21 protein-coding genes are annotated in these 19,776 nt (G+C 38.8%); 16 read left to right on the top strand and 5 right to left on the bottom strand.

Annotation, left to right across the window (positions count from 1 at the left end):
• The first annotated feature begins 5 nt into the window (after positions 1-5).
• Entirely contained in the window at positions 6-938 is a 933-nt protein-coding gene (locus BM143_RS00290; protein ID WP_090021714.1) for a YiiG family protein, read from the top strand.
• Positions 939-1,006: 68 nt separating this feature from the next.
• Here the strand turns inward: BM143_RS00290 and BM143_RS00285 are convergent, their stop codons facing one another.
• Positions 1,007-2,686 (bottom strand): helix-turn-helix transcriptional regulator, encoded by a 1,680-nt coding sequence (locus BM143_RS00285; RefSeq protein WP_090021711.1) that lies wholly within the window; start codon positions 2,684-2,686, stop codon positions 1,007-1,009.
• 507 nt (positions 2,687-3,193) lie between these two features.
• On the opposite strand from BM143_RS00285, the gene BM143_RS00280 reads away from it, so the two are divergent.
• The 5 genes from BM143_RS00280 to BM143_RS00260 all read left to right on the top strand — a co-directional run bounded on the left by BM143_RS00280 (position 3,194) and on the right by BM143_RS00260 (position 8,720).
• On the top strand, positions 3,194-3,601 hold the full coding sequence (locus BM143_RS00280) for a hypothetical protein (protein WP_139221952.1): 408 nt from the start codon (positions 3,194-3,196) through the stop codon (positions 3,599-3,601).
• A gap of 24 nt (positions 3,602-3,625) precedes the next feature.
• A complete protein-coding gene (locus tag BM143_RS00275; RefSeq protein WP_139221951.1) occupies positions 3,626-4,051 on the top strand; it encodes a hypothetical protein in 426 nt (141 codons plus the stop codon).
• Positions 4,052-4,188: 137 nt separating this feature from the next.
• Entirely contained in the window at positions 4,189-4,788 is a 600-nt protein-coding gene (locus BM143_RS00270) for an SMI1/KNR4 family protein (RefSeq protein ID WP_228430639.1), read from the top strand.
• Positions 4,789-4,950: 162 nt separating this feature from the next.
• Positions 4,951-7,782 (top strand): excinuclease ABC subunit UvrA, encoded by a 2,832-nt coding sequence (uvrA, locus tag BM143_RS00265; protein ID WP_090021701.1) that lies wholly within the window; start codon positions 4,951-4,953, stop codon positions 7,780-7,782.
• A gap of 185 nt (positions 7,783-7,967) precedes the next feature.
• Positions 7,968-8,720, top strand: a complete 753-nt coding sequence (locus BM143_RS00260) for a hypothetical protein (protein WP_090021698.1) — start codon at positions 7,968-7,970, stop codon at positions 8,718-8,720.
• Positions 8,721-8,760: 40 nt separating this feature from the next.
• On the opposite strand, the gene BM143_RS00255 is transcribed toward BM143_RS00260, so the two are convergent.
• Both BM143_RS00255 and BM143_RS00250 read right to left on the bottom strand, forming a co-directional pair.
• Complete coding sequence (locus tag BM143_RS00255) at positions 8,761-9,141, bottom strand: DUF7079 family protein (protein ID WP_090021696.1); 381 nt, start codon at positions 9,139-9,141, stop codon at positions 8,761-8,763.
• Positions 9,142-9,185: 44 nt separating this feature from the next.
• Positions 9,186-9,671: a hypothetical protein gene (locus tag BM143_RS00250; protein WP_090021694.1), complete on the bottom strand. Its 486-nt coding sequence runs from the start codon at positions 9,669-9,671 to the stop codon at positions 9,186-9,188.
• Between the two features lie 189 nt (positions 9,672-9,860).
• On the opposite strand from BM143_RS00250, the gene BM143_RS00245 reads away from it, so the two are divergent.
• Together BM143_RS00245 and BM143_RS00240 are read left to right on the top strand one after the other, a co-directional pair.
• Positions 9,861-9,995, top strand: a complete 135-nt coding sequence (locus BM143_RS00245) for a bacteriocin-like protein (protein WP_034725432.1) — start codon at positions 9,861-9,863, stop codon at positions 9,993-9,995.
• A gap of 421 nt (positions 9,996-10,416) precedes the next feature.
• Positions 10,417-10,551: a bacteriocin-like protein gene (locus tag BM143_RS00240; protein WP_034725432.1), complete on the top strand. Its 135-nt coding sequence runs from the start codon at positions 10,417-10,419 to the stop codon at positions 10,549-10,551.
• A gap of 45 nt (positions 10,552-10,596) precedes the next feature.
• On the opposite strand, the gene BM143_RS00235 is transcribed toward BM143_RS00240, so the two are convergent.
• Positions 10,597-11,151: a DUF3828 domain-containing protein gene (locus BM143_RS00235; protein ID WP_090021691.1), complete on the bottom strand. Its 555-nt coding sequence runs from the start codon at positions 11,149-11,151 to the stop codon at positions 10,597-10,599.
• Positions 11,152-11,502: 351 nt separating this feature from the next.
• Between BM143_RS00235 and BM143_RS00230 the strand changes: the two genes are divergently transcribed.
• The 3 genes from BM143_RS00230 (at position 11,503) to BM143_RS00220 (ending at position 12,898) form a co-directional block, all read left to right on the top strand.
• Entirely contained in the window at positions 11,503-12,015 is a 513-nt protein-coding gene (locus BM143_RS00230) for a DUF421 domain-containing protein (protein WP_090021689.1), read from the top strand.
• Positions 12,016-12,020: 5 nt separating this feature from the next.
• Entirely contained in the window at positions 12,021-12,515 is a 495-nt protein-coding gene (locus BM143_RS00225) for a GNAT family N-acetyltransferase (protein ID WP_090021686.1), read from the top strand.
• 149 nt (positions 12,516-12,664) lie between these two features.
• The gene (locus BM143_RS00220) at positions 12,665-12,898 is read left to right on the top strand and encodes a hypothetical protein (RefSeq protein ID WP_090021685.1); all 234 of its coding nucleotides are present in this window, start codon (positions 12,665-12,667) and stop codon (positions 12,896-12,898) included.
• Positions 12,899-12,943: 45 nt separating this feature from the next.
• Here the strand turns inward: BM143_RS00220 and BM143_RS00215 are convergent, their stop codons facing one another.
• Positions 12,944-13,258, bottom strand: a complete 315-nt coding sequence (locus tag BM143_RS00215; RefSeq protein WP_034725437.1) for a DUF4286 family protein — start codon at positions 13,256-13,258, stop codon at positions 12,944-12,946.
• Positions 13,259-13,406: 148 nt separating this feature from the next.
• Here BM143_RS00215 and gyrA point away from each other — a divergent pair, with 148 nt between their 5' ends.
• The 5 genes from gyrA to BM143_RS00190 all read left to right on the top strand — a co-directional run bounded on the left by gyrA (position 13,407) and on the right by BM143_RS00190 (position 19,521).
• Entirely contained in the window at positions 13,407-15,989 is a 2,583-nt protein-coding gene (gene gyrA / locus BM143_RS00210) for a DNA gyrase subunit A (protein ID WP_090021682.1), read from the top strand.
• 28 nt (positions 15,990-16,017) lie between these two features.
• Positions 16,018-17,043: a tetratricopeptide repeat protein gene (locus tag BM143_RS00205; RefSeq protein WP_090021680.1), complete on the top strand. Its 1,026-nt coding sequence runs from the start codon at positions 16,018-16,020 to the stop codon at positions 17,041-17,043.
• A gap of 160 nt (positions 17,044-17,203) precedes the next feature.
• Positions 17,204-18,040, top strand: coding sequence for a 1,4-dihydroxy-2-naphthoyl-CoA synthase (locus BM143_RS00200; protein ID WP_034725441.1), 837 nt, complete (start codon positions 17,204-17,206; stop codon positions 18,038-18,040).
• A 92-nt stretch (positions 18,041-18,132) separates the two neighbouring features.
• Entirely contained in the window at positions 18,133-19,062 is a 930-nt protein-coding gene (gene menA, locus BM143_RS00195) for a 1,4-dihydroxy-2-naphthoate octaprenyltransferase (protein ID WP_072923904.1), read from the top strand.
• Between the two features lie 12 nt (positions 19,063-19,074).
• On the top strand, positions 19,075-19,521 hold the full coding sequence (locus tag BM143_RS00190; protein WP_090021677.1) for an SRPBCC family protein: 447 nt from the start codon (positions 19,075-19,077) through the stop codon (positions 19,519-19,521).
• The last annotated feature ends 255 nt before the right edge of the window (positions 19,522-19,776 follow it).

Genomic DNA, 19,776 nt, shown 5'->3' with positions numbered 1-19,776 from the left:
AACATATGAAAAAGATTATCATACTTGCGATGGCCCTGACCTTTACATCGGTGAGTGTCATCAGCTGTAAAAAAGACGTCAGTAAACTGGGTAAATCTGTTTTGAATCTTGGAGGGGCGGATGACGCCAATGCCATCATTGATTTTAACAACAACTTTTTAGATTCATATAAAAGCACATCGAGACATATCGAAAGTATCCTTAAATATGCTGATGCCGCCGCTGCAAAAGCAAAAGGGGAGAACGTAATGATCATGCCTATTGTGATCAGCTCGATGGATTATTCATTCGGAAAAATCAAAGAAGTACCATCAGGATTTGGAAAAGACAAGGCAGCCATAGAAGCAGACTTTAATGCCTATAAAGCTAAAAAGGAAAATATAGAGAAAAAGTTTGAAGAGCTTAAATCTTATATGACTTCTGAAGACTATAAAGATGATAAGGGGGCAAAAGCAGATGCCATAACAAAGGATATTGAAACCGAGGCGCAGGCTCTATTTATTTCAGGAGAAAATGTGGTTGCCAAGATTAAACCAGGTACAGATGCTGCAGAAGAAGTGGTTCTGAAAGATCATCCAATGAAAGAGTACATCATTTCTTCAAAGAGTGTAATGAATTCTCTGGATTCCAATATTGATCTTCTGGACAAACAGTATACCGGAAAATTCAACGAAGCGGAGGCTCAGAAAAAGTATGATGAGCTTGCCAAGACAGTAGAAGCGAATTCCAAATTAGACTTCAATGTCAAAGATGCACAGTATTCTTACAAAAAATCACAGTTTGAAAGTTTCAATAAAACGGCTTCAGGCTTTTTGGATACCTACAGAAAGTTGATCCGTGATGCTAAAGGAACAGGGAAGATTTCCGACAGCGATATCCAGCAGATTGATTCTTCTTATGAATCTGTATTGAATTCATACAATTCATTTGTAAAATAAGGCGTAGGACATAATTGATAAAAAAAGACTGATACATGGTGTCAGTCTTTTTTGTTTGTAAAATGTATTCAACTCAGTTGCTGTATCAAAAGATCGAGGCTGTCTTCTTTTTCTAAATTGAGTTTTTGTTTTATCCTGTATCTTGCCATGATAATGCTTTTAGGGTCCACACCCAAACGGGAAGCGATTTCTTTATTGGAAAATCCCATTAATATATAGGTGCAATGCTTCAAGTCAAGCCGGGTCAGTTTATTATTTGCCTGTTGCTGCAGCCTGTTAAAAAATTCCGGGTGTATATTTGTCAGGCTGGTTTTTGCATGCTCAAAATCTTCATCCATCCGTTGGTCTTCTTTTAATATGCGTTCCATCTGGTTTTTGAACATTCCGTTTTCAGGATCTGCCAGTTTATCCCGCATCGTTTGTAAGAGTTCATTTTTTTGCTCTACCTGTAAGTTGCCGGCCAGCAGTTCTTTTTGTAATTTATCCTGTCTTTCTTCCAGCAATTCCTGTTCAGCCTTTAGACGGGCAGCTTCTTCTGTTCGCAGTTTCTCTTGTTGCATAGAGGATTTTAGCCGGAAATGATAGGAACGGAAAAGAAATATAAGTGCCAGCAGACCTGCTATGATCAGCCCGATAGAAATAAAATTAAGTTTTCTGTTAAAAGTGGCCCGTTCCTGTAAGGTTTCAAGTTCTTTTTCCTTCTTTTCTGCTTCATACTGCACTTCAAGCTTTTGGGCTATAGACAGTTTGGCAGCATTATAGGCTTCATGTTCATATTGCATATACTGTTTATAATATTCCAATGCTTTTATTGTATTACCGCTTTTCTCTGCTACGGTCGCCAGTCCTTTCATCATGGAAGCTTTCACTGCGATACTGCCTCCCGCACTGCTTTCTACTTCAGCAAAGCCCGACAGGAAGAGTCTTTCTGCTTCTGCATAATTACCGTCCACTATAGCATATTCGCTTAATATTCCATAACAGTTGGCGATCACTTCTTCATGCCTGAATTTCCGGGCAATGGTCAAAGCCTGATTAATGTAACTCTTGGCTCTGTCTTTATACTCTTTTGGAAAGAACTCCCAGTAAATATTGGCTATGTTTAAAGCCGCTGCCGCTATATTGATATGGTTGACTATCCGTTTTGGCTGTGATTGCGAAAGCTGAAGCACCTGCTGATTGTAATAAAGAGCAGAGTCCAGCAGCTTTTTTTGCGACGGATCTTTTCTGAAGCTCTGTAAAAATGATGAGCCGGTAGCAAGGTAAGCATTGCAGATAATATCCGGCTCCCTTGATTGCTTAGCCCGGTTCAGACTCAGGCGGGTATATTTTTTTAAGTTTTCAGGGTCTTTTAAATCGGCATAAATACTCGCTAAATAATGATACACGAGACTTTCGTAAGCATACGCTTTCTGACCCTCCAGCAGCTGCAACGCTTTAAACAAGCTGGCTGTTGCTTTAGCCGTATTATTTACAGTGTATTCAAGCCATCCTTTTCTCAGCCACACGTAGCCGTTCACCACTTTGTTGGTAGATTTTTCGGTATAAATTAAAGCATTGTCAATATTTTTTTGAGCCAGCACCAGACTGTCCCGCTGCACATTCAGATACGTTAAGGTAGCTAAAGCAAAAGCACTGTACTGACCGTCAGAAAACTGATGGCTTAGTTTCAGTGCCTCGTTGGCCGCATTCAAAGCTGCGGGCATATCTGTTTCGTAGAGGTTTCTGCCAAGATGTGAGAGAGTCATTGCTCTTTGTTGAGGTTTCAGCCCTGGGCTACGAAGCAGACTTTTCAAAGAATCAACGATAATGGACTGTGAACAGACCTTACCAGTCCCCGTGAAAAGCAGGAACAAAATAATTATGAGCTTTATAGTATACTTCATCATATGTTATTTGGTGTAATGGTGTCAGAGAGCATGAAGTTCGAAGAGGAAGGTTTTGATAGGTAAACGATAGGGCTTCATTTTCTTTATTAATTTCTTTAACAAAATCTCAGGTTATCGATGAATTTTATAATCCTGAATATAACAAAAATACAATTTGTTCATCAAATTAGTGGCAGGTTTTCCGGTTTGAAATACCTGATTCATAAGGGTGAATAGTGATGTATATGCTTTATAAACCGTTTTTCGGACATTGTAGATGTTTTGTAGATGTCGTTGTGTTGGAAAATTTGCACTTTGGACTGCATCTTTGTAGTGCTCATGTTTTCTTTATACTCCGGAGCAATACCCATTCTAAATTTTAACGATATGAAAAAAATAATAGTAATTCTCCTTACAATACTTTCGGTTGTTATTGTAACAAGCTGCACAAAAGATGATGATTCAGAAATGCCTGCGAAGGAAAGAATACTGGGGAAATGGAAATTTATTTCGGTAGTCACTGAAACCATCAGACCTTCAAAACCTGTTGAAGTCACCACGGAATATGGAACAGAGGGCGCCTATTTTGATTTTCGTAATGACGGAAATATATACTATGCTTTAGACGGAAATGAGGAGCAGATTGAACCTTACAGCATTGAAAACGAGACCACCCTTAAAATTAATAACGATGCCTGTCCTATAAAAGAACTTACCCGGGAGAAACTGGTTTTTGAATATGTAAAAGTAAATGCCAACTATACTAGGAAGCAAACCTATAACCTGGCCCGATAATATGAATACATAAAATAAACACTTATGAAAACGCATAAATTTTTACCCATACTGATATTGTTAATAGCAGTTTTAATAGGTACGGTGGGATGCCAGAAAAGCAGTCCCGAGGATGAGGAAAATGATGCCATCACCGTGATGCAGCAAAAAATTCTGGGTCGCTGGAATCTAGTGGAGTTTATAGAAGAGACAAGAGTAGGCAACCAACCTCCTGAAATCATCAACAATGATCCGAAAAATGTTTATTTTGATTTTTTTTCCAACGGAAAGGTTAAGACAAATGCTGAGGGAGAAGAAGAATATTCTTATGAAGTGAAAGCCAACAACACCATGATTTTATGGCAAAAGGAACAGAAAATTCTGGAACTGACCCAAAACAAATTTACATTCAGGAATACCGCTACAGAAGGAAATACAACTTATACGCAAACCTATTTCTTAACCCGCTAGTGGACAACAAACTTTTGGTTAATTATTGAAGAGAGCTTGAAGAATATCAAAAATAATAATGAAATTTACAGGCTATTATAGGTAATCTAAGAAAAATGTGGTACCATCAGTTTACTTTTTTTGATAAACAAGCAGGGTTGTCAGCCCTTCCGGAAGAGAATTACTTTATTGGACCTTTAACGGAAGAAGAAATGAAGCTCTGTCCGGAATTTTCAATGGCTAATGATGAAACGATTCCACCTGTCTTGCATTGGCCCGCAGAATTTCTGCAGCTGTTACAATACTCAAACGGTGGCGGTATTATCAATGGCCAGCGGGAATTTGGCTTTTTCTCACTGCAGGAAATCCGATACTATTATCTGGCTTATGGCTTTGTACAATGGGCCCCTTGCTTTTTACCTATTGCATTCAATGGCGGTGGTAAATTTTACGCTTATGATTTTAGAGATTGGGAAAATCTCCGGCTCGTTGCGGTAAGCAGTGGAGATTTATCTGATGAAAGTGCTGTTTATCTCGGGAAAAGCCTGGAGGAAGTATTAGGTAAGACCGGAAATATTGAGGATGAATTAGATCTACTTTATCCAATAGCAGAACCTTCGGAAAAAGCAAAAAGAAATGTAGAGATTAATCAGGAATTACGGGCACTTAAAGAGCGTAAAAATAAAGGAGAAATTGAATTAAAACTTTATCTTCAAATAAAGCGGAAACTGGAGGAAGAAATAAAACAATTACAATAATCAGCTCTACATATCCCTTACAGACGTCATTCAGTGAGATAGACATTCCAACTTAGAAATTTAACTAAAATTAAACTCTAATAAAAACTTTCCGGTTCATACAATTCCATAAAATTCCGTAATTTTGCACATCGTGATTTTCAGGCAGAGTCACTTCAAATTATGAGCAAATCGACAGAATATATAGAAGTTTACGGAGCACGTGAACACAACCTTAAAAATATTAATGTTAAGATCCCGCGAAACGAGCTGGTAGTCATTACCGGGCTTTCCGGAAGCGGAAAATCTTCTTTGGCTTTTGATACGATCTTTGCCGAAGGACAGCGCCGTTATATCGAAACATTCTCAGCGTATGCCCGTCAGTTTTTAGGCGGTCTGGAGCGTCCTGACGTAGACAAGATCGAAGGACTTTCTCCGGTGATTGCCATTGAGCAGAAAACGACGAACAAAAATCCACGTTCTACGGTAGGAACCGTTACTGAGCTTTACGATTACCTGCGTCTTTTATATGCAAGGGTTTCCGATGCCTACTCTCTGTCTACAGGGAAAAGACTGGTAAGCTATACGGAAGATCAGATCCTGGATACCATTAAAGAAAATTATAAAGGCGAAAAAATAATGTTGATGGCTCCTGTGGTACGTTCCAGAAAAGGACATTACCATGAGCTTTTCGTGCAGATGGCGAAGAAAGGCTACGGCCAGGCAAGAATCGACGGTGAACTTCAGGACATTGAATACGATCTGAAACTTGACCGTTATAAAACCCACGATATCGACATTGTCATTGACCGTTGGATCATCGGGGAAAATGCCTCTGAAACCAGAATGGAGAAATCCCTGCGCACCGCTATGGAAATGGGCGAGGGGATCATCGGAATTCAGAAACTGGGAAGCACAGACATCGAATACTTCTCGAAAAACCTGATGGATGCCGAAACCGGTCATTCACTGGCGCTTCCGGAACCGAATACATTCTCTTTCAACTCTCCGAAAGGGAGCTGTCCTGATTGTAAAGGATTAGGAACCATAAAAAAGATCAATACAGATTATTTTATTGAGAATCCTAAGCTTTCCATTAATCAGGGAGGATTATTGCCGCTGGAAGATATTAAATCCAACAAATGGATACTGTCTCAGATTAAAAACATTCTTGAGATCTTCGGATTGGGAATGGCAACACCCATGCAGGATATTCCTGAAGAAGCTTTGGATTACATTTATAACGGATGTCACAAAGAATTTAACAAAGACCTGAAATACGCAGGGATTACCAAAAAAATAAAAATAAGTTTCGATGGTCTGATCACTTTTATGGAAGAGATCATCGACGAAAGAGAATCTTACGAAGCGGTACTGCTGGAAAGACACTTCACCACTGAAGAAATCTGCCCGTCATGTGGCGGAACCCGTCTTCAGCCGGCAAGTTTAAGTTTCAAGATAGACGGAATGAATATCGCTGAGGTGAATGCCTTAAGCTTATCCGATTTAAAAGAATGGTTATCGGATGTTAAAGATAAATTCTCAGAGAAAAATAAAATCATCGCCTTCGAGATCTTAAAAGAAATTGAAACAAGACTTCAGTTCCTTCTGGATGTAGGTCTGGATTATCTGAGTTTAAGCAGAAGCTCGAAAACACTTTCCGGAGGGGAATCTCAAAGGATCCGTCTTGCAACGCAGATCGGTTCACAGCTTGTGAATGTTCTGTATATTCTGGATGAACCGAGTATCGGACTTCACCAGAGAGATAATGAAAGACTGATCAGCTCATTAAAGAATCTTAGAGACATCGGAAACTCTGTGATTGTTGTAGAGCACGACAAAGATATGATCCTGGAAGCCGATGAGGTTTTGGATATCGGTCCGAGAGCCGGAAAATTCGGAGGAGAAATATTGTGGCAGGGAAAACCAAAAGATCTGTTGAAGGCAGATACCATTACGGCACAATACATCAACGGAAAAAGAAAGATTGAAGTTCCGGCAGAAAGAAGAGCCGGAAACGGAAAAAACATTCTGTTAAAGGGAGCCACAGGAAATAACCTTAAAAATGTCACGCTTGATATTCCATTAGGAAAACTGGTGGTGGTAACGGGAATTTCAGGAAGCGGGAAATCTTCTCTGATTAACGGAACTTTGTACCCGATTCTTAATAAACATTTCTACAGAGCAGTTCAGGAACCTCTTCCATATAAGAAGATAGAAGGACTGGATAATATTGATAAAATTGTAGATGTAGACCAGACGCCGATCGGAAGAACACCGCGTTCAAATCCTGCGACCTATACCGGAATGTTTACAGATATCAGAAATCTTTTTGCTGAACTTCCGGAGAGTAAGATCCGTGGGTATAAACCGGGAAGATTCTCATTCAACGTAAAAGGCGGAAGATGTGAAACCTGTCAGGGCGGAGGATTGAAAGTGATTGAAATGAATTTCCTTCCGGACGTTTATGTTCACTGCGAAACCTGTAACGGAAAACGTTTCAACAGAGAAACGCTGGAGGTGCGTTATAAGGGAAAATCGATCTCCGATGTACTGGATATGACCATCGATGAAGCCGTAGACTTCTTTCAGCCGATTCCTAAGATTTTTGCTAAGGTGAAAACCCTTCAGGACGTGGGATTGGGGTATATTACCCTTGGACAGCAGTCGACAACCCTATCAGGAGGTGAAGCACAGCGTATCAAGCTTGCCACGGAACTATCAAAAAGACAGACCGGAAATACGCTTTATATCTTAGATGAACCTACTACCGGACTTCACTTTGAAGATGTAAAGATCCTGATGGAAGCTATTAATCAGCTGGTAGAATTAGGAAACTCATTCATTATCATTGAACATAATATGGATGTGATCAAATTAGCTGACCATATTATTGATGTAGGACCGGAAGGCGGAAAGCACGGAGGACAGATCGTAGCTCAGGGAACTCCTGAAGAGATTGTGAAGTCTAAGAAGAGTTTAACCGGAAAGTTTTTGAAAAGAGAATTAGAATAAATAATAGCATACATACTATTTTAGAAAGCCACAATACAAATTGTGGCTTTTTTGTTTATAACAGGGAAGATGTAAGCTGATTAGTGTCGATGATTTCATTCTTAAAATTTTCTTTATCTTAGAAATATATTTTATTTCAACAAACTGGGATATAATTAATAACCACCTAAAAACAAATAACCATTATGAACGAACATGAGAAAAATGTATTAGTCAGTTCCGGTGGACTGGCCAATGAATCAAAAGATGTAATCTGGGAGAATCCTCATCCAATCTCGCTGAATTTTAAAACAGCATCAGAAAAAGCACTGGCAAGTGTAGTTACAGGAATTGTATCCAACAGTGATAATACCCAAATTTTATGGTTCAGAGATCTTCCTTTTGATGCGATACTGCCGGTTAAACCATTTAAGAAGGATTTTACGCCGGAAAAATCATTTATTTTAGGAAAAGTCTATTTTTTTCCTTACAAAACACCCCCAAGGTCTGATGATTTTAGGGGCTCAATAGGAAACGTTGATATGCAGGTTAGTCCTTTATCTACAGATCCTGAGTATGTGCTTACAGGAGAAATGAACGGATGCTCTATTATTATAACGAAAGAAACGGCGGACAGCAAAAGTTTTACCGCATGGCATTTTCCCAGCCCTGATAGTTATAAAAAGGTATACGAGCAGTTTTTGGAAAAATATAAGGGTAAAATTTATGGAGAAATCAAGTACTCAGATTATGGAGGGACCAAAGATGGAGAAACAGACGGAGTTAATTATTTATTCTACAACCGGAGCAGAAGCCTATGGGAACTTTCATGTATCCCGGTAAAGAGAGTCGTGAAATTGGATCCCGCAGATCTGAAAAAATGGAACGGAAACTGGGTTGAAAAATCTAGTGTTCCGAGAAAAAAAAGGGATCTTAATTTTTCAAAACCGATAAAATAATTTAAAAATCCAGCCAGAACTTAAATGTATGGCTGGTTTTTTATTTCCCACTCATTTCATTATAAATAGTTTCAAGCCTTACCCAATAATCCTCCTGCATCCATCCATATTTTTTATAACCGATCCTGATCATCAAATTTTTAAATCTGTTTTGAGTTTCAAGGTGAGTTGTAATAGCCTCGACCAGCCATTTTTCATTAAAGCCGGCCCATTCACCTGCAGGCTGAAGCAGATTGGCCTGAAGAACCGGGAAGATTTCATAGGTATTAATGGTTTTCACTTCTTCAAAAGTATACGGACTTTCCAGAATTGTTTTTGCAATATATCGGAAATCGGAATCCTGAAGTTCCGTATCCAGATAAAAATCAGAAAGAGCGATCCATACAGGTTTTCGCTCTTTTATGTTCAAAGGTTTTAACATTATACTTTTTTTGAATAATGAAAATCTTGTGGGAGTCCGGGAGCCTACAAAGGAGAGATGTAAACCTCTATTTTGGTTCCGTCGTAATTAAAAGTTCCGTCAGAATTTCGTTTGCCAAGGACCCATTTCATATCAACAGGTACCGACCACGCTGTTCCTAACGAGAACCCGTTCACAGATCTGATCTCCGTACCGCTTCCGGTAGTAACCGCTGAGTGAAACCAGGTCTTATCTCTTACTCTGTAAAAACCAATGGCCTTTCCCTTGGGAATAACCGAATATCCATCCCATTTCTCTCCTCCGGAATAATCGAACTTATTAAGCCATCCCTGAGCATGATACTGTACAAGTTCAGATGGAGATATCGCGGCACCTCTCATGTATAAAGCATAAGCGACCACATCGTGACATATTCCCTTGTTGTAACTACCCATATCATCCTGCCCGGAAAGAAGACCGTTAGAGATCAGGGTCTTTTTTATGGGGTCCAGTTGGCCTGCATGAGCTCCTTTTGCTGTTATAATTTCCATATTTTTAATTGTTTTGGTGTATGTTTTTGGCTTAGTGAAAGATACGCATTAAATATTAAACCGTATTTCTCTGTTAATAGATTTATTTTTTCTATGATAATCTATAAATAATGAAAGCTTTAAAGATTAAATTGTAATAATTTGATACGGAATTCGTTATAAATTTGTCAAACATAAAATTAAAACGATATGAAAAATTTAAAGAAACTGACGAAAACCGATCTGAAATCTGTGTATGGCGGAGAACCAAAGAAATACTGCGTATTCTGCGAATGGATGAATAAAGTAGTGTGCAGCGAGGTTCCAATCGCCCAATGTCCTTAAAAAATGTAAAGCTGCTCTGAGAGCAGCTTTTTTTATGATGAGGTTTTACTGAGTGGCATTTTGAGTGAATTCTTTCAGACTTGTTTTCAAATCTTTCGCATTACCGATAGTGTCAAAACGGATGTTATCAATTTTCCATCCCTGCCCGGAATTAATCAGTTGTACATGATCTGTCCACTTAATTTTCGGTGGAGAAAGGGTGTACTCAAGTTCAACAGCTGCATCTGCTGAGGTTCCGGAAGGATCTATTGTAACCGACTGGCTTAGTGAAAGATACGCATTAAATATTAAACCGTATTTCTCTGTTAATAGATTTATTTTTTCTATGATAATCTATAAATAATGAAAGCTTTAAAGATTAAATTGTAATAATTTGATACGGAATTCGTTATAAATTTGTCAAACATAAAATTAAAACGATATGAAAAATTTAAAGAAACTGACGAAAACCGATCTGAAATCTGTGTATGGCGGAGAACCAAAGAAATACTGCGTATTCTGCGAATGGATGAATAAAGTAGTGTGCAGCGAGGTTCCAATCGCCCAATGTCCTTAAAAAATGTAAAGCTGCTCTGAGAGCAGCTTTTTTTATGATGAGGTTTTACTGAGTGGCATTTTGAGTGAATTCTTTCAGACTTGTTTTCAAATCTTTCGCATTACCGATAGTGTCAAAACGGATGTTATCAATTTTCCATCCCTGCCCGGAATTAATCAGTTGTACATGATCTGTCCACTTAATTTTCGGTGGAGAAAGGGTGTACTCAAGTTCAACAGCTGCATCTGCTGAGGTTCCGGAAGGATCTATTGTAACCGACTTTATTTTATATCCGGTATATCCTTCATAGAGACTGGAGAAAACAGCGCCCTCGAACAATAACGGTTTTTCATCCGGGTGATCACTTTTTTTCACTCTTTCAATATCAGCTTCCGATGCGTGGATAGCGTTTTCCAGCGTCTTTTTCAGTTCCGGAGAAAACAGACTGTCAGAAAAAGATTGATTGTAAATTGATTTTTTTGAACCGTCGTATTCCGTATACAGCTGATTGACTTTTTTGGTAATTTCCGTATCAGCAGATGCAGACGGGCGGGTTTCATTGTTTTTGCAGCTTGCCAGAAACAGAATGCCACTTAAGCATAGAAATAATTGCTTGATCATAATGAGTGTGATTTTTTTTATTAAAGGCTCAAACCGTATGCCGATTTACTGACTTCCTTAATTAAAAAAATCCGGACCTGGAATTAAATTAAGATTGAGGTAGTGAAAGGTATGAGTTATAAATTATGAATTATGAGTTATGAATTTTAAATTTCAGGACAAGCGGTAAACGATTTTGGGACTGAATTATATAGACGTAAAAGGTTAATTCCTGGTTAACATCACAAAACCTCCGATTTCATATCTGACATCTGATGTCTGAAATCTGAAATCTAAATCCCTAAATACGTTAAAAATAAATTGAGCAGCCAATCACAAAAAATGTATACATTTGAGTATAAAACATGATTTGTGAATCCTATTCTTGATGTTGTCGTACGTTCTCTGTGCGTTTACCTTTTTATGGTAATCGCAATCCGTCTTTTTGGTAAAAACCAGCTTTCCCAGCTCAATGCAGGGGATGTGGTATTACTGCTGCTTATTTCCAATGCCGTTCAGAATGCAATGGTAGGACCGGATACCTCGCTGCAGGGCGGTCTTATTGCGGCGCTTGTTCTTTTCGCAGCCAACTTTATTTTAAAAAGGCTCATGTTTGCCAACCGGAAATTCGAAACCTTTATGGAAGAAGATCCAGTAGTCCTGATCAGAGATGGAGTGATAGATCAGCCTGCTTTGAACAGGGTAAAGATCACCCGTGATGAGCTGGAAGAAGCGATAAGGGAACATGGCGTAGAAAAAATAAATGATGTGAAACTCTCTATTCTCGAAGTAGACGGAAATATCAGCGTGATTTCTCAGGACGAAACACAGAAGCAAACGCATTATTCAAGAATAAAAAGAAGAAATAAAAGAAAATACCATTAAATAGTATGAACTACGAATTACGTGAAATGCTTCCCAGCGATGAAAAAAGAGTACTGGAAATATTCAGACAGGGACTGGAAGGCGGTATATCTACTTTTGAAACCGAAGTTCCTACGGCCGAAGCCTGGAATATGGAATATTTCAACGACTGCCGTTGGGTTCTGGAAAATGAAACCAATGAAATAGTAGGGTGGTGTGCTTTGAAGCCGGTAAGCAAAAGAGAATGTTATAAAGGAGTAGCTGAAGTAAGCATTTATTTTGAGAATTCTTACCAGGGGAAAGGTTTAGGGTCGGTTCTGTTGAAAAAGATGATTCTCGACAGCGAAAGCCACGGATTCTGGACATTACAGGCCAGTATCTTTCCTGAAAATGAAGCATCCATAAGATTCCACCAGAAAAACGGCTTCAGAACGGTAGGTGTCCGCAAGAAAATCGGAAAGCTGAACGGACAGTGGAAAGATGTTATCCTGATGGAAAAGAGAAGCGAATTAATACAATAAATCATGGGTAATGAACAATGAGCAATTTTTAATCTTTAAATAATTAAATCTTTCAATTTTTAAATTGTAAATACCCTCACTCTGAAACACTCCAATTCATTTTGGCATCAACCTTGTTATGTCCCTATTGAAATTTGAAAAAGTAGAAAATGAAAAGTTTAATTAAAATTACGGGAGTTGTAACGGTCCTGTTCATGTTGTCATCATGTGTAGTGCATGATCACCACGTGAGAAGGGTTCCACCGGGACAAGCCAAGAAGATGTATGGGGGAAGCGCAAGGTATTATGCTCCGGGACACGTGAAAAAAAGAGTGTATTACTACGACAATGACGACAGAGGCCGCGGCCACAGACACAAAGGAAAGAAACATCACAGAGATTGAGAAAAATAAAAAAGCCCTGATTTTTTCAGGGCTTTTGATTTATATTTAAAATCTGGATTTTTTAGGATTCAGGAATGTATTGAAGATCATTACTTCGGTTCCGAATTTTTTCTCGACCCTTTCTGCAATGTTCAGCATTTCACTTTTAATGAAGTCTTCTCTGAGGTCTTCATTGTCAAAAATCAAAAGAAGATTATAATTCTTACCTTCGTCTATATAATCCGTGTGTACTTCAGAAAGAATATATTTGTTGACGTCCATCAGGTTTTCCGCCATCTGGACCAATGTTTCGTCAATATAATTTTCCCATTCTTCTATATTGTTTTTCGTGCAGTGGAAAGTTATACTCAATAAGCTCATATTTTATGAATTTTTAAGATTTTGTGGATAAATTCTAGCACAAAAATCGGTAAAAATTTCGTAAATTAGCCCGTTAATAAAAATTGGAAATAAATAATTTTCAGACGCACAGCTAAAGGTCTGACTGTCATTATAATAAAATTTGTTTATGCAAAAAGAAGGAGAAAGACTGATTCCTATCAACATTGTTGATGAAATGAAATCGTCTTATATCGATTATTCGATGTCGGTTATCGTTTCAAGAGCGTTGCCGGACGTAAGAGACGGCCTTAAACCCGTTCATAGAAGAGTACTGTATGGTATGTATGGATTAGGGGTTTTTTCTAATAGAAAATATTTAAAATCTGCCAGAATTGTTGGGGATGTTTTAGGTAAGTACCACCCGCATGGTGACTCTTCTGTTTACGATGCGATGGTAAGAATGGCGCAGCCTTGGAGCTTGCGTTATCCTCAGGTGGACGGACAGGGTAACTTCGGTTCAATGGACGGTGACCCGCCTGCAGCAATGCGTTATACGGAAGCGAGATTGAAAAAAATATCGGATGATATTCTTTCTGATTTAGATAAAGAAACCGTTGATTTTCAGAATAACTTTGATGATAGTTTGACGGAACCTACCGTTATGCCTACAAAAATTCCAACACTATTAGTGAATGGAACATCAGGTATCGCTGTAGGTATGGCAACCAATATGGCGCCACACAACTTATCAGAATCTGTAGATGCCATCACTGCGTATATCGATAATAAAGATATTACGATCGATGAATTAATGCACCACATTACAGCACCAGATTTCCCTACAGGAGGTATTATCTACGGTTACGATGGGGTAAGAGACGCTTTCCATACAGGAAGAGGAAGAGTAGTGCTGAGAGCAAAAGTGAATTTCGAGGAAATCGGAAACAGAAATGCGATTATCGTTACAGAAGTTCCTTACCAGGTCAATAAGGCGGACATGATCGCCAGAACGGCTGAATTGGTTAAAGATGATAAAATTGTAGGAATTCATGAGATCAGAGACGAATCGGACAGAAATGGTCTGCGTGTCGTTTATGAACTGAAAAATGATGCGATTCCTAATGTTGTCTTAAACCTTTTATATAAGTATACAGCGCTTCAGACTTCTTTCAGTGTGAATAATATTGCATTGGTTAAAGGAAGACCGGAACAGCTGAATTTAAAAGATATCATTCATCACTTTGTAGAGCACAGGCATGAGGTAATCGTAAGAAGAACTCATTTTGAGCTTAAGAAAGCGAGAGAAAGAGCGCATATCTTAGAAGGTTTCATGAAGGTGATTGGTGCTCAGGATTCATTAGACAGAGCTATCGCTATCATCCGTCACAGTGCTAACCCTCAGGGGGCAAAAGAAGGTTTGATCGAAGCATTTGATCTTTCTGACATCCAGGCTCAGGCTATTCTTGATCTGAGATTGGCCCGTCTTACAGGAATGGAGCTTGATAAGATCCGTGACGAGTATGATGCCATCATGAAAGAAATCATGAACTTGGAAGATATCTTAGCGAATGAGCCGAGAAGATTCGAGATCATCAAGGAAGAATTGGCTGAAATCAAAGAAAGATATGGTGACGAAAGAAGAACTGCCATCGACTTCTCAGGAGGTGAAATGTCTATCGAAGATATCATCCCGAACGAAGCAGTAGTTCTTACGATTTCACACGCAGGATATGTTAAGAGAACGTCTCTTTCTGAATATAAAATTCAGAGCAGAGGTGGGGTAGGAAACAGAGCGGCAACTACAAGGGATGAAGATTTCCTTGAGTATATCGTTTCTGCGACCAATCACCAGTATATGTTGTTCTTCACAGAAAAAGGAAGATGTTACTGGTTAAGAGTATTTGAAATTCCTGAAGGATCTAAAACTTCAAAAGGAAGAGCGGTACAAAACCTGATCAACATCGAACAGGATGACAAAATCAAGGCGTATATCAGAACCAATAACCTGAAGGATGCTGAATATGTAAATCAAATGAGCGTGGTAATGGTAACCAAAAACGGTACTATTAAGAAAACGTCTCTTGAGGCTTATTCAAGACCAAGGGTGAATGGTGTAAATGCTATTGAGATCAGAGATAATGACCAGTTGTTAGGTGCTTACTTAACCAACGGTACTTCTCAGATCATGATCGCTACTAAAAACGGTAAATGTATCCGTTTCCCTGAAGAAAAAGTAAGAGAAGTAGGTAGAGGATCTATCGGGGTTCGTGGGATCAGCATGGAAGATGATGATGAAGCAATTGGTATGATTGTTGTGAATGATCTTGAAAATGAAACGGTACTTGTGGTATCTGAAAAAGGATACGGAAAGAGAACAGCTGTTTTAGACTACAGAGAAACCAACAGAGGAGGAAAAGGAGTTATCACCCTGAACATTACCGAAAAAACAGGACATCTGATTGCTATTCAGAATGTGACAGACGAAGACGGATTGATGATCATCAATAAGTCGGGGGTTGCCATCAGAATGAATATGGATGAAATGAGAGTAATGGGTAGAAATACTCAGGGCGTAAGAATGATCAACCTTAAGAAAAATGACGAAATTGCAGCCATTGCAAAAGTAGAAATGGATAAAGATGTTGAAGATGATTCTGAAGAAATTACAGAAGGAACAGAAATTGTAGCTGATAACCAGGAAAAAAATACACCTCAGGCTGAAAACGAAAGTCCGGCTGAGGAAAATGGGAATTCTGATTCTGAAGAGTAAAATGTACAATTAATATAATATAGTTATTATGAAGAAACTCATTTTAGGTATAGCCATCGTAGCTTCTGCATTCGTTTTCGGTCAGAAGGGTGATGTGAATGCCAAGTTACAGGAAACGAATAAAGCGGCAATGGATGCATATACTGCAAAGAATTACACCGTTGCTGCGCCAAAGTTTTTAGAAGTGTATAACTTATTAAAAACAAATGGCCAGGATGATAAGCTTTACATGTATTATGCAGGGTTGAGTTATGCGTTAGCTAATAACAGCGACGAAGCCATCAAAATCTATACAGAACTTATCAATTCCGGTTTTACGGGTGTTCAGACTACGTATACTGCAAAAGAGAAAAAGTCCGGTCAGGTGGTTCCTTTGGATAAAACGACCTGGGACCTTATGAAGAAGAACAGTGACTATTCAGATTTCAAAACTGAACAGACTCCAAGTGTTGAACCGGATCTGTATGAAACATTAACTACATTGCTTCTGAATGCAAAAAAACCTAATGAAGCATTAGCGATCATTGAAAAAGGATTGGCAAAATATCCTAACAATGCTAAGCTTAAAGATGCTCAGGGTACTGCATATTATGAGTCCGGAAATACAGAGAAGTTTATCGGAACTCTTAAAGAGCAGTTGGCTAAAAATCCTAATGATGCGACCAACTGGTACAATCTTGGGGTAATGCAGTCTAAAAATCCTGCTTCTTTGGAAGATGCCATCGCGTCATTCAAAAAAGCAATCGAGATCAAGCCTGACTTTGATAACGCTTATCAGAACCTTGTATACACCGTAATCGGGGACGATTCTAAAATTGTAGACCAGATCAACGCGACAAGAAAAGAAAAGCCGGAAGAAGCTACCAAGCTGATCGATGCAAGAAGAGAGCGATTTGCGAAAGCACTTCCTTATGCTGAAGGATGGTACAAAGCTGCACCAAAGAACATCGATGCGGTTACTGCCTTGAAAGAGATCTATGTAGTCACCAAAAACATGGACAAAGTTAAAGAAATGAAAGCTAAAGAAACTGAGCTTAAAGCACAGACGAAATAGTCATTCTTTAATTGAATAATAAATAAAGCCGGAACAGAAATGTTTCGGCTTTTGTTTTTCCTGATCCGAAAAAGACCTCTGTTTTTTCCTGTTATTATCGTTAAATTTCACCTTAAAAATTCTCTGCAATTCCGTATCTTTGAGAAAAATTTTTTACAAGATGATAGAGTGGAAAACCGTCAAAGAATACGAAGATATTACCTATAAAAAATGTAATGGTGTAGCAAGAATTGCTTTTAACAGACCAGAGCTTCGAAATGCTTTTCGTCCCAAAACGACTTCCGAACTGTATGATGCTTTTTATGACGCCTCTGAGGATTCCTCAATAGGTGTTGTTTTGCTTACCGGAGAAGGGCCAAGCCCTAAAGACGGAGGCTGGGCTTTTTGCAGCGGAGGAGATCAGAAAGCAAGAGGACATCAGGGATATGTAGGAGAAGATGGAAGACATCGTCTGAATATTCTTGAAGTTCAGCGTCTGATCCGTTTCATGCCAAAAGTGGTGATCGCGGTTGTTCCGGGATGGGCTGTGGGTGGCGGACATTCACTTCATGTGGTGTGCGATCTTACTTTAGCGAGTAAAGAACATGCTATTTTCAAACAGACTGATGCGGATGTAACAAGTTTTGACGGTGGTTACGGATCTGCTTACCTGGCTAAAATGGTAGGTCAGAAAAAAGCCCGTGAAATATTCTTTTTAGGAAGAAATTATTCTGCTCAGGAAGCGATGGATATGGGAATGGTGAATGCTGTGATTCCACATGCTGAATTAGAAGATACAGCGTACGAATGGGCACAGGAAATTTTAGCTAAATCTCCATTGTCTATCAGAATGCTGAAATTCGCCATGAACCTTACAGACGACGGAATGGTTGGCCAGCAGGTATTTGCCGGTGAAGCCACCCGTTTAGCGTACATGACGGAAGAAGCGCAGGAAGGAAGAAATGCATTCCTTGAAAAAAGAAAACCGGACTTCGGAGAAAATCAGTGGATCTCTTAAAATAAGAAGTTAGAGGTTAGAAATTAGATACTAGACCTATACGTTTTTTTTGATCTAATTTCTAGCTTCTAATATCTAACATCTAAATATTTATGTCGGATTGGATAAAAGCCGCAAGGCTAAGAACTTTACCGCTGTCATTAAGCGGAATTATTATGGGGGCTTTCATTGCAAAATGGAGGCTTTACCGTGAAGGCGGAATATGGGACTGGAGAATTTTTGCTCTGGCTCTTTTAGTAACGCTGCTGTATCAGATTTTATCAAACTATGCCAATGACTACGGTGACGGCGTAAAAGGAACTGATGCCAAAAGGATCAATGAGGCGGAAGCGAGAGCGGTAGCCTCAGGAAGAATTTCGGCGAAGCAGATGAAAAATGCAGTCATTCTTTTTTCTGTACTGTCTTTTGTAGCAACCATCGGGCTTTTATATGTGGCATTTTTTCCTGATTTCATGAAAGAGTTTTACACTTTCATCGGGTTGGGTGTTGCCTGTATTTTAGCGGCAATTGGTTATACGGTAGGAAAGAAACCTTACGGATACATGGGATTGGGAGATCTTTTTGTATTTGTATTTTTCGGATTGGTTTCGGTATGCGGAAGTTATTTTCTGTTTACAAAAACCTTCAGCTGGGATATGTTGTTACCGGGAACAGCTATCGGGATGATGAGTATGGCGGTTTTAAACCTGAATAACATGAGGGATATTGAAAGCGACAGACTTTCCGGGAAAAACAGTTTAGCCTTAAGAATAGGCTTTAAAAATGCAATGATCTATGAAATGATCCTGTTGCAGCTCCCGTTGATCTTAATCCTTGTCTTTTTAGGGGTGAATGGCTTTATCCAGGCTCAGAACTATTACGTTTTTATCGTAATGATCCTGCTGTTGCCGCTGATGAAGTTGAGAAGAAATATCATGACTGTAAAAGAACCAAAAGAACTGGATCAGTACCTGAAACAGGTGGGGATCATGACTTTTATGATGGCAGTTCTTACAGCATTTGGACTTAACTTTTTTAACTAAAATAATACCACTATGAGTACTGATGTTTTTGTTGAAGCTCAAATGCTGATCAGAAAGCCGGTTGCGGATGTTTTTGAAGCATTTATCAATCCTGAAAAGACCACACAGTTCTGGTTTACAAAGTCTACCGGAAAACTGGAAGAAGGGAAGTCTGTGACGTGGGAATGGGAAATGTATGGCGTGAAATCAAATGTAAAGGTTCACAATATCGTTTCTGATCAACTGATCAAAACAGAGTGGGGCGATCCGGCAGTACAGGTGGATTACGAATTTAAAGAAATGGAGAAAGGAACGCTGGTGGTTATTAAAAGCTATGGATTTGCCCAGTCAGGTGAAGACCTGCTGAAAACGGTTAATGACAATACTGGTGGTTTTACGACAGTTTTAGACGGTTGTAAAGCCTATCTTGAGCATGGGATTAAACTAAATCTCATCGAAGATAAATTTCCCCAGAAATAATACATGAAGAATACTTTAGCCAGCAAAATAACTTCCTGCTTATCCCTTTTGTTGGCGATGGTGTATCTGTATGAACTGATGAGTTATTTTGGAGGAGTTAAAAAGTTATTTCGGGAAATTAATTTAGCGGCCTTAATTTTTACCATTTTCGTCATCTTTAATTTTTTACTTTCAATCTTACTCTTGACGAAAAAGATAAAATCAAAATTACTTCTTATCATTTTCCAAATTTTGATAATCATAGTAACATCTTGG

Source organism: Chryseobacterium oleae (genome assembly GCF_900115055.1).
Taxonomy (GTDB): Bacteria; Bacteroidota; Bacteroidia; order Flavobacteriales; family Weeksellaceae; genus Chryseobacterium; species Chryseobacterium oleae.
This window is presented reverse-complemented; position numbering and strand designations above follow the sequence as displayed.